Consider the following 14,752-nt stretch of genomic DNA (forward strand, 5'->3'; position numbering starts at 1 on the left):
GCTCCTTCAGTATGTGGTCCAGGCGATTGTGTTCGAGTCACTCGAGCAACTGGTGGAGGCTGCTGTGGCCAAGATTTCACCGGTTGTCGCAGAGCCGCCGTTGATAGTGGTAGTGGTTTGCTTGTCCTTGGCTACTTTGGTTGCCAGGGTGATGCAGCCACTCTTAGGGACGTTAGCTTCGGTGATGGTGAAGGTCATACCGTTGCTGGCCACAGTCACCGCGCCGTTCCACTGGTTGACCAGGTTGGTACCGGAAATGCCCATGGAGCCAGTACCTTCGATATTGATGAGCGAGGGCACGAGGTTCTGACCGGAGGTTCCATAACCGGTGGATCCCTTGAGCTTTTTGGTGTTAGCGATCAGCGAGCTGATGTTGCTTTGCTCGATAGTGACGTCGGAGTTGCCGATCATCCTCCAGCTCATCCAGAGGATGAACCCGAGAGCTACAGCGATCAGCATCATCCAGAAGACACCGTCGATCGATAGGAAGCCGCGTTGCTTATGTGCTGCATGAATTGCCATGCCAATACCCCTTTGATTACTGATTTAAAGCTAGTGGAGCCCATCACGCTGCTGGATCTGGGCGCTTCCGATGACGGTCAAAACTTTCAGCGCGTCGATATGTACCAACTGCCGAGAATCCAAAGTGCCAATGTGATCAGCAGCAGCCAGACGACGACGTCAATCGCGGTGGAGCCTCGTTGCTTTTGTTTTGTATGAACGGCCATGCCTAGTGCCCTTTGGAAACTGTTTAAAAACTGGTGGAGTCCATAACGCTGCCGGCCATCTGGAAGATCCCGATGACCACGAGGATCATGAGAACGCCCATGCAGACAGAGGACATTGCAATCAGGAATTTGGAGGTCGCGTCGACGCGCAGGAGCGTCTGCTCTAGCCAGCGATTGGCAAAGCGTTCCATTGATTCAGCGAACCCCTTGCGGGTCGCCAGAACCTCCAAGTAGTGGATGGCCATCGCATCAGGGAACTGATGGCCGGCAAGTTTGAGCGCCTCGCCAAAGTTCTTGCCAGAACTCACCCCGTAATGGATTGCATCGAGCCGTTCACGCAGCCACGGGGGGGCACTTCTGTTGAGGATGGACAGAGCATCCAGCTGATTGATCCCTGTGCGTAGCATGACCGACATGTTCAATAGAAAGATCGAGCCGTGAAGCACCTTGTAAAGCGACCAAGGAGGGAACGATTCCAGTCGCAGACGCGCGAGTTGCAGGATCCTGCTGACTTGGACCTGCCATGCTGGGCTATCAGGTTTGATTTTGAGACCGCAGAAGATCGGTAGTGTGAAGACTGCTGTGAGGATCAGCGTCAGCAAGGCAATCACAATCGCGACCCCATAGCTGCTGACAATGCTTGAGATGTGGTAAAGCAGTGCCGGAATCCCTGTCCAGCTCTCTGGATCAGAGCGCCGTGACATTGATGGGACCATCCAAAACGCGATGACGTACAGAAGCGCCCACATGAGGCTCCAGGTGAGCGATGGCAGTGCGACTACCGAGCGGACCAGTCGCGCAATGCGCTGACGGATCTCAATGATGCGTACACAATCGCGGAAAGCCTGGACCAGGTTGCCTGTTTCTTCACCGGTCTCGATCAGAGATGCTTCGTCATAGGGAACGCGAGATCTGCAGGAGTGCGCCAGGGACTTGCCCCCACGTACTGTCATGGCGATTTCAGCGCAGATGATGGAGACTGGGTGTAATTCCTTGCCGTCATTGCTGAAGGCTTTCTCGACCGTTTCGAGGGCCACCTCGATTGGAATCCCGTCCTCTAGCACCCCCATGAGGCTTTCGTAAAACTGGATGCGTTCCTTCTTTCCGAATTGCTTCGCATAGAAGCTCTCTACCCAGCCGCGGGCTGCTTCTTTCAGCCCCGCACGGAAGTCATGGAAGGCGTCAAGCATGGGAAAGCTCAACCAGCTGGCGGTCGAAGTCGAGGGGGCCTACGATCGTTTCGGCATGTCGCGGATCAATGAGTCCGGATTCGATCTTGATGATTGCGTGGGCGATCTTTGTGATACCCCCCATCTCTTTGACCCAATACCTTCTCGCAGCGCTTGCTCCACCCTTCGTGAACTCATTCATGAACTGCAGATTGGTGAGCAGCACTTCGGCTACTGCACTCCGATCGATGACGCCCAGGTTCTTGCAGCAAGAGCACCCCTCGCCGCGAAGGTTGACCTGGTCAATAATTTTCAGGTGTTCGAGCCGTGAGCGAAGGCCTTGGCTCACTGAGTCGAGATTTTGATGCAGAGGGATGCAACAAGATGGGCACAGTACCGGTAGGAGTGACTGATTGATGATTCCAGTGGTGAGTGCCGGGTCCATGACCAGATATTCTGGAACGCCCATGTCGATCAATCGCTGGATAGATGCGACAGCATTATTGGTATGCAGGGTGGACCAGACTTGGTGGCCAGTCATACCGCCGCTGTACGCTGCCTGGGCAGACTCAAAGTCGCGCAGCTCGCCATACATGAGAATGTCCGGGTCCAAACGAACCGAGCTTTTGATGCCTGCGTTCCAAGTCTCTCCAGCACCTAGGGGGGACTGATTGGCTTTTAGTGGGTACTCGGGTGGATCCTCGAGGGTCAGAATATGCCGCGTGCCCTGAGTCTCGTCGTACAGCAGATTCAAGTTGACCTGCAGTGACTTGGATTTACCGGAGCCCGTCGGGCCAGTGATCAAGTTCACTCCATAGGGCAAGCTTCTTAGGCGCGCGAACTGCTCAATCTGCTCTGGCAATAAGCCCAGGTCACTGAACGTCATCTTCGACTCATCATCGTAGAGAAGACGCATGACCATAAGGGGGCCATCTACGAGAGGTCGAGTGGCCACCCGAGCCCCAAACAGGCCCAGCTGCTGTACGAATTCCCGCCCTACGCGGGCGTCCTGAGAAATGAGCGGTTGGTAGTGGTCCTTGGTTACGTCGCACATGCTGTTGTACAGCGCTGAGCAGAGTTCCAAACCAACCTGACTCTTTTCCTGACGCGCCTCCCAAAGCAGCCCGTGTATGCGATAGAAGATCTTGGTGATGTCGTGACCGACAACGACGTGGACGTCGCTCGCGCTTCGGCGATGAGCGTCTCCCAGGATGTGAAGTGCATGTGCCTGGCGATCAGTTTCGACTTGAGCTGAGCCAACCCCTGCCTGTTTCGAGGCCTGGTAGAGGGCTTTGATATCCGTCATCGAGCACGTTGAGACCTTGTAGTCGACCCCTGCGTGATCGAGTTGATCCATGAACGCCATGACGTAGGGATCGGTCTGATGTTGTGCAGAAACATGCAAAGTTCTGTCTTCGGTCAGAGCACAAAAGAGCCGTAGTTCGGGCTTGATCTCGAACTCTCCTCCTGGAGCGGTCAAGACACTGAGCGTCGGGGAAAATAGCGCCGAAGTTGCGGAGTCGGCTGGGAGGATGTCGGCTCCGTTTGGTGCGGCAGTCAGTATGGTCATAATTGGCTTTCTCAGGGGCGAGTGGGGATCAGGCCGGGCAAACCTGCAGAAGGCTGAGGCATGGCCGGTGACTGGTGGTTCGCCATTGGTGGCGCCTGATTGGAGAAGCCCAGCGGGAAACGCTTGTTTTTGCGTTCCAGGGTGACCCCGTCCAAAGTGATCTGCACTACTCGAAAACCATCTGGTAAATCACTGCCAGTGGCAGCGTCGATTTCAATACCGCTGCTGTAGAGCAGGGTGGCCTGCAGTTTTCGAGCAGAGCCGGTAACCTCCTTGATCACAGGTAGTACCAACTGGTTCGAAGTACTGGTTTGGGGGGGCATGTATTGCATGAGTTGGGCTTGAGGTAAGGTTCCGCCCAACCCACTACTGGTGGGCTGTACGGCTATCGTCTGGTTCCCCTGAGTAATTTGTTGTTCAGCCTTAGCGCGCTCGGCTTTGGCCTTTAAGAGGATCGTTTCGCTCTGCACTTTCCCCAGCTCACCAACGCTGATGCCGGCGAGCTCTGATGAGGACGCAAATGCATTCGAGGCGATCGCCGCGATACAAAAGAACCACACGAATCTATTTCGCATACAAATCACCTGTCACTTTCCACTTGAGCTGATTGGCCATAAATTCGGTTTTGATTTCACGTAGCCTCAGCCCCTGGACTGGAGCGTCCTTGAATGAGTCATACGGAAGCAGGTCAGTGGTGTACGTCAGTTCAAACAGCTTCCACTGCGGCGGTGGAGGGGGAGGTGGGGCCGGTTGACCTGGTAGCGCCGGTTCTTGTGGCACAACAAGAGGCACTTCAACGAGTGTCGGTGTCTGGGAAAAGTTGTGCAGCCACGAGAAGATGCTCGTCTGAGCCTCGGTTGCGGCTGGTAATGCTTCATCGCCGGCGACCGGGAGTGAAATTTCACAGCGCAACGTGGCCGAGTTACCTTGTTCATAAAAGGCTGGGCGATCAGTGCAGATACCGTCCGTAGCAGCCATGAGTTCAGCTGCGGTGCTGTTACCTATGCGTTTGTAGGACGCGAGAACCTGGGAACCGTCGCACTGGGAGTCAATGAAGGCCCAGCCGCGGATGTCCAGCGGCCACTGATACATGACCTTGCTGCAGCCAACAATGAAGGTTTCAACGGATGGCCTCTTGGCCCAGGGATGCTCCAGGGCTTGAAGCGGCTGAGCTCTACCACTTTCTGACTGCATCTTTGCAAGGTCTTCAAGCCGCTTCTGCTCTGCTGCCAAGCGCCTCTCGAGCTCCACCTGTTTCTGATGGGCGTTCCACTGTGACCAGCCTATGAAGGAGCCAGTAACGATGATCCCGGCAACCGCTAACTGTGCCAGCTCAGCTCGAGATAAGCCGAAAACGAGGTGGCGAAGTCGATACTCACGTTTGAGTCTCGAAGGCTGGAGCAGCTCGTAAACGTCGAGAGGTTTGCCACCCATTTCGAACTCGGGAGGCAGATACCACTCCTCGAACTCGATACCACGGCTGCGCTGTTGTGCAACACGACGCCGGATGTCTGCTTCTGTTCCGATCACGTCACAGCCGGGAATGATGCCACCCTCATGGACTGCAACTACTGCGTATCGATCCTCGTCTTGGGAGACACGCCATGCTGCAATCCAGGATTCACCTAGCTGACCTGCTAACGTTGAGGCCAGAGAGTACATCCCCTTAGTCACACCATCAGTCCGAGCAACAAAGCCCGCCTGGATTCTGCGTGGGGTGCGCCGAATCGTGACGATATCGAGTTTATTGGCCTTCCCGAATTGGCGAGCTTCCTTCATGTGGCCTGTTACGCTGCCCAGTGGGTGCCAGCGTAAGCCGGTAACGAATGCTCGGCCTCGGTGATGCAGTATTTGCACACGAGACGCGCGTGGGGACTGAGCTTCGATGCTCATTGCCTATCCCTCAGAAAGACCCGCAGGCGCGCAGTGGCGGCCTGCAGGTGTTGTAAATCTGGTTGGCGGCGATGCTCGTCGCGCCAAAGAGGTTTTGCGGGATTGGCTGCATGCTGCTTAAAGTGTCTGGGAGCACTATTGGCGTCACCAGCACCACTAGTGCGCTGTGAACGGTCGATCGAGTGCGTCCACCTCCAAGGCCGAAGAAGTTGGCACTTCCTACACCGCTCTTGTTGGCGTTGTCGCTGTTCTCATCGAAACCGGTAATGATCAGGGTTTCTCCGCTGCGCAGGCGCACTTTGGGAGCGGCGTTCTTTGTGTCGTAGTCGGTGACCTGCACCTTTGCATCGTTACTTTCGAAGTCCTTGAAGTTAGGGTTGCTGCTGATGCTGAGGGTGATCATTAACAGCATGTTTTCTTTATCCAGGAGCTTCGGCAGCAGCATCATGTTGAAGCCACTGGTAATGGTTGCGGGCGTCAGCGACGTGCTCGAACCTACAGATGCTGTAGTGGTTGTAGAGCTGGAGGCGATATAACTCTGTACTCTCCCGATCTGGATAGGTGCCGGCTGAAGGTTCAGAGTGGTGACCGAAGGTGAGCGTACTTCCGAGACACGCCCCTGTTCGGAGAGAGCTTGAAGTACAGCTTTCGAGCCCGCCCAGGGAGAGCTGGAGGTATCGAGAATGCTGCCAGTTGCTGAGATCGCGTCGGTGCTGATGCCAGCGACGGTGTTACTCAGGCCGAAACCCCAGTTACCTGAGATCGACTTGTAGACAGCGGTCCAGTTGACCGTCGTCTGATCTGTGTCGGTGAAGTTGACCTCGTAGACCTTGACGTTGAACAGCACCTGGCGCGTGATACTGCGATTGGTATCTTTCAGAAAGGTGCCGATCCGGTTAAGCACTTCAGGGCGGTCGCTGACAGTGAGAGTGCCAGTGGTGCGCGAGAGGAACAGACGACCTGGGGGCTGCATGCTGAGCATGGCCTTGACGTTGTTCTCGATGTCGCTCATGAGTGAGCTTTTGTATATGGACTTCGTGCTTTGATTGCTGCCCGACTCGCCGGTAGCACCTGAAGTGGTCGATGTCCCTGAGTTACCGCTACCTGTCGAAGTGAGAAGACCCGACTTGACGGTACTTTCGATATCCAGCTCATCGCCGAATGACCACACGTCAAACGTCCGAGTGTCGAAATAGGTAATGCGAACGCCCTGCAGTTCCTGGTCGAAGTGCCAGGAAAGTCCGAGTCGCGAGGTTACCTGGTTGAGCAAGCCCGAAACCTTGCCCGAGAACTTGATGCCACTGATCAGGCCACTGGTGCCCAAGCCGAAATCGTAAGCTCCTGCTTCGCTCGGGATTGCGCCGAGTACCCCGCTCGGCATGAGGCCAGCCAGGCTGTCTGGGTTGGGAGCAGCGGGCATTGGTTGAGCGGTATTGCTGGAGATCTTGCTCGAAGAGAGGATACCGGGGTTGATTGCATCAGGAGACACAATCACCGGCAGGCCCGTTTTCTTGGTAATGACCTGGGCCACTTCCGTAATGGATACAGAACCAGCAGGCCTATATGCAATGTCTTGATCCAGGGAAAAAGGCAGTTCTCGCTTGGTCACGAGCGGCTCAGTGGATACCCATGGCTTGCTGCTGAATAGCACGGTATCGCGAGCTTGCTGATGCTGCTGATTTTGCAGGTACTTTGTGTACTGCCCAGCAGTTTGCCCTTGGAACTCAGACCGATCGAAGGCCTCGTTTACACGCTGCACGGAGCAACTGGTCAGCACCACTAATGCAAGAGGCGATAGGGCGTAGCGGATCCAGGGAGATACGATCATTTCTTCTTCCTCTCAGCAACGTGCAATACACGCTGTGCCCCGCTTTCACTTCCATCGACGACGAAGGAGCGAGGAGCATTGTCGTATAGGGGGAACAACTCCCGAATGGCATCCTGGAAGGAACCCTCAAAGCGAAGTGGAGCCTGAATTGGGTAGTCCAGATCACGCTGGCTCCAGATCAGTTGCCAGTTGGCCTTCTTGGCCCAGGCTTCGACGGTCTCCTGCAACGTTGATCCAGTTTCGGCAGTCCATACCTGGGGCAGCGGCCGCGGCGGTGGTGCTGCCACCGGTTTCGCCGCTACAAGCGGAGCCGGTGCGGCCGGAACAGAAGCAACTGGCTTGGAAACACTCGATGAGGGGCCGATAACTGGTTTGGCTGTACCTGGGGGGGGAGAAGCCAAGCTTGAGGCTTCCGGAACTGGAATAGAGCCATCCTTGGCAGGTGGTGCCACTGGGGGAAGCACTGTTTTAGCTGCATCAGGTGAAGGTGCTGCAGCGGAGATTGAAATGGGGGTGGGTGTCGGCACAGAGGCGACTAAGACGTTGCTCGAGGTGCTATCGACAGAGGATGGTTTCCTTTTGATGGAGGATGCTAGCAGTGGGCCAGAATTCGTTAGCGCTGGTCGTGGCGAATCAGGCAACTGATATCCAGGTCGAAGGACGTAGCAGATCTGACGGTTTACCTCATCGACTTTCACTTGCCAGGCGGGGCCTGCCAGAACCTGAAGGGTGTTACGCAATGTCATCGGGCCGAGCTTGTACTGCGCCGCCGGCAAGGGCCTGGTGTACAAGATGTTCACATGACCGGTATCTGCAGAGCACAGCGAGTAGCCAGAGCGGTCCATGACGTACTGCATCGCGTCACGAACATTCGGCTTCATGGTGGCAGGAATGTTGACGTCGATTATCTGAGCCATCAGGTCGCGCTGACCGGAGTCTGGCAGAGTGCTCACCAGGGTGTAGCGCCCATAGCGAACGACTGGCTCCTTCTCCGGAACTGCACCACCTGGGTACAAATCTGGTGAAAGCATGTCGGGGTTGCGACTGCTATCGAACGCCGGTTTAGGAGCACTCGTCGTTTGGGTTGTGCAGCTTGCGAGGAACGCGAGCAGGGAGAATGTGGTGAAGTGCCTGATCATGTGCCAAGAGGCCCCCTTTAATGATGGGGCCACGTTGGCAGGCCAGTTGCCATGGTGCAGCAGGAAATACATTTCCCAGAGGGGGATTTATTTCATCGGATCAGCGCAAGTGGGGCTTTCAGGACAGTAGAGGGTTGAGTTCTTGCTTTTCGCACCCTTGATCATGCTAGTTCTTCGACTGCTCCGTGGTGCTTCTGTCGATGGCAGTTGGGGCACAGTGCAACGGAATTTTCCACTACGTCATCCCCATCGTGTGCGAGCTGGACTAAGTGGTGAACTTCCAGATAGGGCGATCCATCAGTGCGACGCATAAATGGCGCAGGCTCCTTACAGCTCTCGCATATACCCTGGGCTCGCTCGAGAACCTCAGCCACAACCCAGGGATTTCGGTTGAACTGTTTAACCATGCGCACAGTGACAGTGGGCTTCTTGGGCATCATCGCAAGTTGTTTTTTTCGCTCTCGGGGCCCGGCGTCGATGGCCTGTTGCACCTGTTTTTCGAAATCATCACTCGGGTGATCTACCTCTAGCGTGCTAGCGAGTCGCATCGAAAACTCTGCATACACCAGGCGAAGGCTTCTCTCCACTCGATTGCTGAGCGCCTCAAGATAACGGATATGTAAGTCCAGGGCGCGTAGGGCGGTGAAGAGGTCCGCTGGTTGAAACTGTTCCGAGATCCGCGTGAGCATCAAACGCATGCCATCAGCATTTACAGTGGCCTTGATGGCTGTGCCTGATCTCAGATGTGCATAGCAATTGAGATAGGCATTAGCTGTGTAGTGGGCGAATCCATGAGAGCTGGTCAGTTGTTCAAAGCCCACAGAACGAGTTATTTCCCCTCTCTCGATCCGCTGGGCAATCTCTAAAGCTGTTGTTACCAGTTCTCGAGTTATGACTCTGCGAGGCATGCTGTCCTTCCGTTTAAGTATCTGTCCTGAGTTGGTTCAGTATGGACTTTAATCGGCGTAGCAGATCGTCATAGGTCACAATGTCGGCGATGTGTTTGTAGTGCCGCCGAGTCACCTCGAAATCGCGTATCTGAGCTGGCGACAACCCTTTGTCGCGCCCCATGATGACGATGCCACAGGGATTTGTGATCTTAATCTGAAATCCAGACGGTAATTTATCGCCGAAATGCTTGCGCAACGCGAGCTCGCCCGATGGCCCCCACCGATTGAGGTGTCGGAGGTACTTCTCAATCTGCATTACGGTTCCAGAAAGATCGCGCAAAGGGACGTGGTTATCGCGGTAGACGCTAGAGGTGACGATGCACTTATCAAACGGCTGCTTGATCTCGATGACGTCGACGTTGCCTGAGGCGTCTACCAAGAGAATGTCCAGGCGGCGCCGAGTGTTATTGTCCGCATCCAATACTGGGACGTCCGTGAAGGCTGCGATGTACTTCGGATTTAGCAAGCGGACAATCTGCAGAATCTCCCGCTGCCAAACTGCCTCTGAGTATCCGTCCTCAGCATCAAGCATGTGCTCTAACCGTTGAAGCAAAAACTGGTATTTGGCAATGTCCGCTTGGCGGAAGGGCTCAATGAGATCCTTTCCTTTCATCTTGACGCGTTTGTTGACGTAGGCGTGAAGCATGGCTTCAGCATCAACGGTGGCATCCGTGTGCTGGCGCACGATCCCAGCCACCCGTGCTTGAACGTAGCGTTTAAGCTCGTGAGGGGTCGGGAATTGCTCGACTAGCCGCTCGTAGTCGGCTAATGGGATTGCGTCTGATTCTGCACCACCAATTACGATACGGTTGGGTTTCAAGTCGGCGACGATGGCCAGGATGGATACCTTGCGTTCGGCGCAGAACCACCTCCACGTCGGCTTGGCCAGCTTCGTGATTAAGACCGGTACGCCGATAGGCAACACGTTGGGGTCGAAACGGAAGTATTCGCCATCGGTGGTGGCAACCATGAAGACCATCGGCAGCTCGTTAAGATCTTCTAATCCCTCTGGATCTATTTCACTAGTCTTCTCGTCGCCGACCGGGCCTACATCATCTGCCACGAGGTTGTCACCCGTTAGATGGAAAGTGCCTTTTATGATCAGCTCCTCGCCTCGCTGAAACTTGTGATGGACCCAAGCAGTGTCATCGCGCGGACGATAGATCAGGTGCAACTGATCACCAACGGATTTGAACTCGACAGCAGATGTTGTCATGTGTGGTGAAGCCTCCTTGAATACCAACCAACCAAACCGACCCACTGGCTTTGGTGTATGAGGTTAGTCCAAAGGGGGAGCGAGATATAACTAGCCAGCAAAAAAGGAAGTCTTGTGTTTTACAGATTCATGGCCAGCTCAGCACGGTTTCCAGCAGCCACCTCTGGCTCAATCAAGTCCTGTGCGATTTGCCGCTTATCGAGCAGCATCTGCCAGAGCATCTGGTCGATGGTGTTCTCAACCAGTGGGGCGATTACAAACACTGCGCGTAACTGGCCGTTTCGGTAAGCGCGATCTTCTGCCTGGTCCTGTAGGCCAGGTGTCCATGGAAGCCCCAGAAACATGACGTAGTTTGCGGCAGTGAGGTTGTAGCCTGTTCCTGCAGCTGACGTCGTGCCGGCGAAGATCCTGGTTTCCGGATCAGTTTGGAATTGGTCGATCGCCTTCTGTCGCTTCCCAATTGAGTCACTACCGACCATCGTCACGCAGCCATAGCCGGCGGCATCACAGAGTGTGCGAAGCGTTGTGACAGTCTCCTTGAACTCCGTGAACAGTAATACCTTATCCTCGACGTCCAGCTCGGATAGAAGCTCCATCACAATACGGACTTTGACCTGCTCCAGGAACAAGCGCAGGGACCCCAGCCTGGCAAGGCTTGGCCTGTCCTCCAAACGAATGCGGTCATACTCCTGCTGTTCATCCTCAGTGAGTACGACTGGTAGCGTCTGGCGTTGTTTACCCCTCAGGTTGGGCAAGACGTCCTTACTTCGGCGAAGCATCCAGTCGCCGATCGCATCCCGAAGGTTCTTGCGAAACTCCGGATTTCCGGCGAACTGTTCGCAGAACTCCTTGAGAGAAAGCTGCCCCACAGGATGGCCGGATAGCCGTAGCAGAGTATGGAGCTCTGACTCGCGGTTGAGAATTGGTGTGCCTGTTAAGAGATAGCGGTTGGGGACTTTCGCGGCGATATCGAAACCATGTCGAGTCCACGCTGCAGTAGGCTCCTTCAGTCTGTGAGCTTCATCGATGACCATGACGACGAAGTGGCCGGCCTGCAGCACATAATCCCCGAGACGTTCGTAGTTAATGACCGTCCACTCGGCTGCTGAATTGAACACCTGCAATGCGATAGAGGCCTCGGGGTAGACCATTTGGATTTCACGCTGCCAATTGATCAGCAGCGATGAGAGCGTGATAACAAGAACGGGGCGTCCTGCTGCCCGAATTGCCGCGGCGATGATGGCTTGTCGAGTCTTTCCCAGCCCCATATCGTCGGCCAGCAAAGCGCTGGTTCGTTGTAGCAAATGCAAGATACCAGCGGGCTGGTGATCCATTAACGAATAGCCTTGCAGCGCTTGAGTCACCTGCTCGACGGTGAATTCGGTGCGCTCGATCGATGGGACCGCCGCCAGGTAAACATCAGACGATATTTCGTCCGATACGCTGGCGACTCTTTCCTGGGCAGGGCCACCGAGGCTGATGCGTGTGATCGTTTCTGCCGGTACCACCGATCCGTCGCTTAGTAGCTCCTGAACAGTATCGAGGATCTCGAATTGATCCTCAGACAAACCCATTTCAAGAATGAGGTTGCTGCGCACCAGCTCGGGAGTGGCGTCAATTCTCCAGGAGCGCGAATGTCCGAGGAAGATGCCATGCATACGTCTAGAGACTGCCACCACCCCAGGGTGGTAATCCCCTGACAGCAGAACACCGCCCTGGGCCAGTGGTGCGAGCCTGAAGATCATTCCCCAGGTGAAGGCTTGTCGATCTGGAGCGCTTTGAGCGGACTCTAGCTTCTGGCAGAAGCTTTGCCAGGTCTCGGTAAATCGTCCCTCGCCTAACTCCATCAAACGATGGAAGGTCAGGTCCAGTCCCTCGAGGAGTTGTTTCTTGGGCACGCGCCAATAGCGATGTAGTGGGTGCTCTGTTCGACGGATAAAGAAGCCATCATGCTCGAGCAGAAGGCGGTTAGCTCCCTCGACGAACTGCAGCTGCAGGCCAAAGTCGTAACCATCGAATACTGCCTTCCCAAGTAGGGCCGGCGCACGGTTTGTAAGTCGAGGTCTGCTCATGCGCAGGAGAGCCGAAAAGTCGAATGCTGGATTCTGAAGGTTACGGGCGGGATGTTCTCCACTGCTGTCACGCGGTATCTCCTCTATCTGCGCGTGACACTGTTGATCCACCCAGATGCTGTTTGCCACGGCAAATAAGCACTGGGGGGATCAGTCTTTTTCCAGGATTTATGGGGCTGACTTCTCATACATGCTGATGCAGGTGTTGTGGCCCACAACACTTATGGGTGGATCACAGACCCCGAGGTTTGGTGAAGTCTGGTGTGCCGTTTTTTAATGCTGGGTAGCTGACTGAGCAACCGTCCTTATAGCCTGAGCATCCCCAGAAGTCCCAGCCGCCTTTACCTGTTTTCGTGCGCCTGACGAGGCCCTGTCCGCATTTGCCGCACTTGAACTCGCTACTTTGAATGGTGGCCGCAGTTGGCTTGGTCATCTGCATTGGTGCGCTGGGCTGACCCCTTTGACTGGAAAGCTCATCCTCTAGGCGTTGGTGAAGCTTGGCGATCACTGAGCGATAGGTGTCCTGCCCTTGGGCGATTCTGTCCAGATCTCGTTCAAGCTCACGAGTGAAGGTGAGTTCCAGGAATGAGAAGACACCTTCCAGGCGTGCAATTGTCTCTTCTCCTAGAGGCGCAGGCATCAGCTTTCGACTTTTCTCGACGATCAGACCCTTGCTGGTGATATTCGTTAGGATCGATGCAAATGTGCCGGGTCGGCCAATACCGCGGCGTTCCATCTCCTTAATGAGTGAGGCTTTGGTGTAACGTCCAGGTGGTTGGGTTTTCTTCTTCAAAAACTCCCCGTTCTGGACAGGAAGAACTTGTCTTGGTGTGAGTACTGGAACAGGGTTGTCTGCCTCTGCTGACTCTGCTTCATCACCGTCAGTGTCATCCTTCTGGAGTAGCTTCAGCCAGCCTTGATAGTTGATGGTTCTGCCAGTTGCAGAGAACCGCAGAGGCTTTCCATTCGGTCCGACTGCCAACAGTTTTGCAGTACGCACGTCATAGATTGCAGCTTCCATCTGGCTGACAAGAGCTCGAATCCGAATGAGTTTGTACAGCGCTTGCTCCTCTGGATCCTCCCCAACAATCGGTGCAGCCCAGTCCGTGGGGGTAATAGCCGGGTGGCCTTCCTGGGCTCCTTCTGCTGAGTTGAAAGTTCTTCTCTCGGCGACAGGCTTTACTCCCAACGAGCGTGCTACCGCGCGAATATCCTCCATGGCTTCGTCTGGTACGTTAGGGTTGTCTGTACGGTGGTATGTGATAAGGCCTTGTTCGAAGAGGCGTTGAGCGACCTTCATCGTTTTATCAGGATCCCACTTCAGTGCGTTGCTTGCGGCCTGTTGCAATGTCGAAGAGATGAAAGGGGCGGGTGGGTTTTTTTCAACCTTACGATCCTCGCAGGACTCGACTACGACATTGCGTGTCGAGGCGACCAGCTCTGCGAGTTTGATGTCCTCGATGTAGGGGTGGTCCTTGGTGGCAAAGTCAGGAACTGGCTGCCAATCAGCACACCAGCTCGATTGGCCATCTTGTGTGAGGAAATGCAGTCTTGCACCGAAGTGAACAACGACCACGAAGTTACGAATCTGGCGTTCGAGCAATACCACCAGGTAGACCGCTGGTGATTGTACTCGGCCTGCGGTAGTGGGTTTACCCATCAGCCTGCGAAGTTCCTTCGTCACCATGTAACCGACCAGACGATCCATCGCTCGACGGCATTCCTGTGCAGCAACCCTGTTCATGTCGATTTGTCGAGGGTTCTCCAGTGCTTCCTTTACACGTGTTTGGGTGATTTCATTGAACGCGATGCGTTGGTACACCTTGATGCCGGCTGCCTCCCTGATATGCCAGCTGATGCTCTCGCCTTCTCGATCAGGGTCAGTAGCCAGGTAGACTTCATCTGCCTTCTCCACTGCGTCCTTTATTGCACGCAAGTTCCCCAGTCTTCTACCGAGGACCTTGTAGATGAGTTTGTAGTCCTTGCGAACGCCAGTGGTAATCTCGCTGTCGTTCATACCACTCTCGGGAAGGTCGCGGATGTGCCCGCCGCTTGCAAGCACCTGCCAGTCCTCATGCGGACGCAGTTTCTTCATCATCGGCCGCAGCTTCTTCAATTTGCCCGGTGACTCGATGATCATCAGTTTCATGCGGAACCCCTATCGATTAGCCAGGACTGGACTGTCGC

The 14,752-nt window shown here is 55.0% G+C and carries 11 protein-coding genes; all 11 read right to left on the bottom strand.

The annotated features are described in order from the left end of the window. Positions 1–6: 6 nt before the first annotated feature. The 11 genes from PVZ80_RS21180 to PVZ80_RS21230 all read right to left on the bottom strand — a co-directional run bounded on the left by PVZ80_RS21180 (position 7) and on the right by PVZ80_RS21230 (position 14,714). Positions 7–522 carry a type 4 pilus major pilin gene (locus PVZ80_RS21180; protein WP_124374057.1) on the bottom strand — a complete coding sequence of 172 codons (516 nt, stop codon included), beginning with the start codon at positions 520–522 and terminating at the stop codon, positions 7–9. Positions 523–751: 229 nt separating this feature from the next. Continuing rightward, positions 752–1,918 carry a type II secretion system F family protein gene (locus tag PVZ80_RS21185; protein ID WP_273864505.1) on the bottom strand — a complete coding sequence of 389 codons (1,167 nt, stop codon included), beginning with the start codon at positions 1,916–1,918 and terminating at the stop codon, positions 752–754. Next, entirely contained in the window at positions 1,911–3,467 is a 1,557-nt protein-coding gene (locus PVZ80_RS21190; RefSeq protein ID WP_273864506.1) for a GspE/PulE family protein, read from the bottom strand. The genes PVZ80_RS21185 and PVZ80_RS21190 overlap by 8 nt, the downstream gene beginning before the upstream one ends. 11 nt (positions 3,468–3,478) lie before the next feature. Further along, complete coding sequence (pilP, locus tag PVZ80_RS21195) at positions 3,479–4,042, bottom strand: type IV pilus biogenesis protein PilP (RefSeq protein ID WP_124374054.1); 564 nt, start codon at positions 4,040–4,042, stop codon at positions 3,479–3,481. Next, positions 4,032–5,360, bottom strand: coding sequence for a type 4b pilus protein PilO2 (pilO2, locus tag PVZ80_RS21200; RefSeq protein WP_273864507.1), 1,329 nt, complete (start codon positions 5,358–5,360; stop codon positions 4,032–4,034). The genes pilP and pilO2 overlap by 11 nt, the downstream gene beginning before the upstream one ends. 10 nt (positions 5,361–5,370) lie before the next feature. Then, entirely contained in the window at positions 5,371–7,188 is a 1,818-nt protein-coding gene (gene pilN, locus PVZ80_RS21205; RefSeq protein WP_273864508.1) for a PilN family type IVB pilus formation outer membrane protein, read from the bottom strand. Further along, on the bottom strand, positions 7,185–8,327 hold the full coding sequence (gene pilL2 / locus PVZ80_RS21210) for a PFGI-1 class ICE element type IV pilus protein PilL2 (RefSeq protein ID WP_273864509.1): 1,143 nt from the start codon (positions 8,325–8,327) through the stop codon (positions 7,185–7,187). Before pilL2 ends, pilN begins: the two co-directional genes overlap by 4 nt. A 161-nt stretch (positions 8,328–8,488) precedes the next feature. Next, entirely contained in the window at positions 8,489–9,235 is a 747-nt protein-coding gene (locus PVZ80_RS21215) for an HNH endonuclease (protein WP_273864510.1), read from the bottom strand. Positions 9,236–9,248: 13 nt separating this feature from the next. Continuing rightward, positions 9,249–10,493 carry a Shedu immune nuclease family protein gene (locus tag PVZ80_RS21220; protein ID WP_273864511.1) on the bottom strand — a complete coding sequence of 415 codons (1,245 nt, stop codon included), beginning with the start codon at positions 10,491–10,493 and terminating at the stop codon, positions 9,249–9,251. Positions 10,494–10,612: 119 nt separating this feature from the next. After that, the gene (locus PVZ80_RS21225) at positions 10,613–12,565 is read right to left on the bottom strand and encodes a DEAD/DEAH box helicase (RefSeq protein ID WP_273864541.1); all 1,953 of its coding nucleotides are present in this window, start codon (positions 12,563–12,565) and stop codon (positions 10,613–10,615) included. A gap of 232 nt (positions 12,566–12,797) precedes the next feature. Continuing rightward, positions 12,798–14,714, bottom strand: coding sequence for a DNA topoisomerase (locus PVZ80_RS21230; RefSeq protein WP_273864512.1), 1,917 nt, complete (start codon positions 14,712–14,714; stop codon positions 12,798–12,800). Positions 14,715–14,752: the final 38 nt, after the last annotated feature.

This window comes from Pseudomonas sp. B3G-3 (assembly GCF_028640915.1).
Taxonomy (GTDB): domain Bacteria; phylum Pseudomonadota; class Gammaproteobacteria; order Pseudomonadales; family Pseudomonadaceae; genus Aquipseudomonas; species Aquipseudomonas chlororaphis_I.

Bases quoted from the DNA above. Each gene is read 5' to 3' on its own strand.
- PVZ80_RS21190 (WP_273864506.1), bottom strand. From the start codon at position 3,467: ATGACCATACTGACTGCCGCACCAAACGGAGCCGACATCCTCCCAGCC.
- pilO2 (WP_273864507.1), bottom strand. From the start codon at position 5,360: ATGAGCATCGAAGCTCAGTCCCCACGCGCGTCTCGTGTGCAAATACTG.
- pilN (WP_273864508.1), bottom strand. From the start codon at position 7,188: ATGATCGTATCTCCCTGGATCCGCTACGCCCTATCGCCTCTTGCATTA.
- pilL2 (WP_273864509.1), bottom strand. From the start codon at position 8,327: ATGATCAGGCACTTCACCACATTCTCCCTGCTCGCGTTCCTCGCAAGC.
- PVZ80_RS21220 (WP_273864511.1), bottom strand. From the start codon at position 10,493: ATGACAACATCTGCTGTCGAGTTCAAATCCGTTGGTGATCAGTTGCAC.
- PVZ80_RS21185 (WP_273864505.1), bottom strand. From the start codon at position 1,918: ATGCTTGACGCCTTCCATGACTTCCGTGCGGGGCTGAAAGAAGCAGCC.
- PVZ80_RS21230 (WP_273864512.1), bottom strand. From the start codon at position 14,714: ATGAAACTGATGATCATCGAGTCACCGGGCAAATTGAAGAAGCTGCGG.
- PVZ80_RS21215 (WP_273864510.1), bottom strand. From the start codon at position 9,235: ATGCCTCGCAGAGTCATAACTCGAGAACTGGTAACAACAGCTTTAGAG.
- pilP (WP_124374054.1), bottom strand. From the start codon at position 4,042: ATGCGAAATAGATTCGTGTGGTTCTTTTGTATCGCGGCGATCGCCTCG.
- PVZ80_RS21225 (WP_273864541.1), bottom strand. From the start codon at position 12,565: ATGAGCAGACCTCGACTTACAAACCGTGCGCCGGCCCTACTTGGGAAG.
- PVZ80_RS21180 (WP_124374057.1), bottom strand. From the start codon at position 522: ATGGCAATTCATGCAGCACATAAGCAACGCGGCTTCCTATCGATCGAC.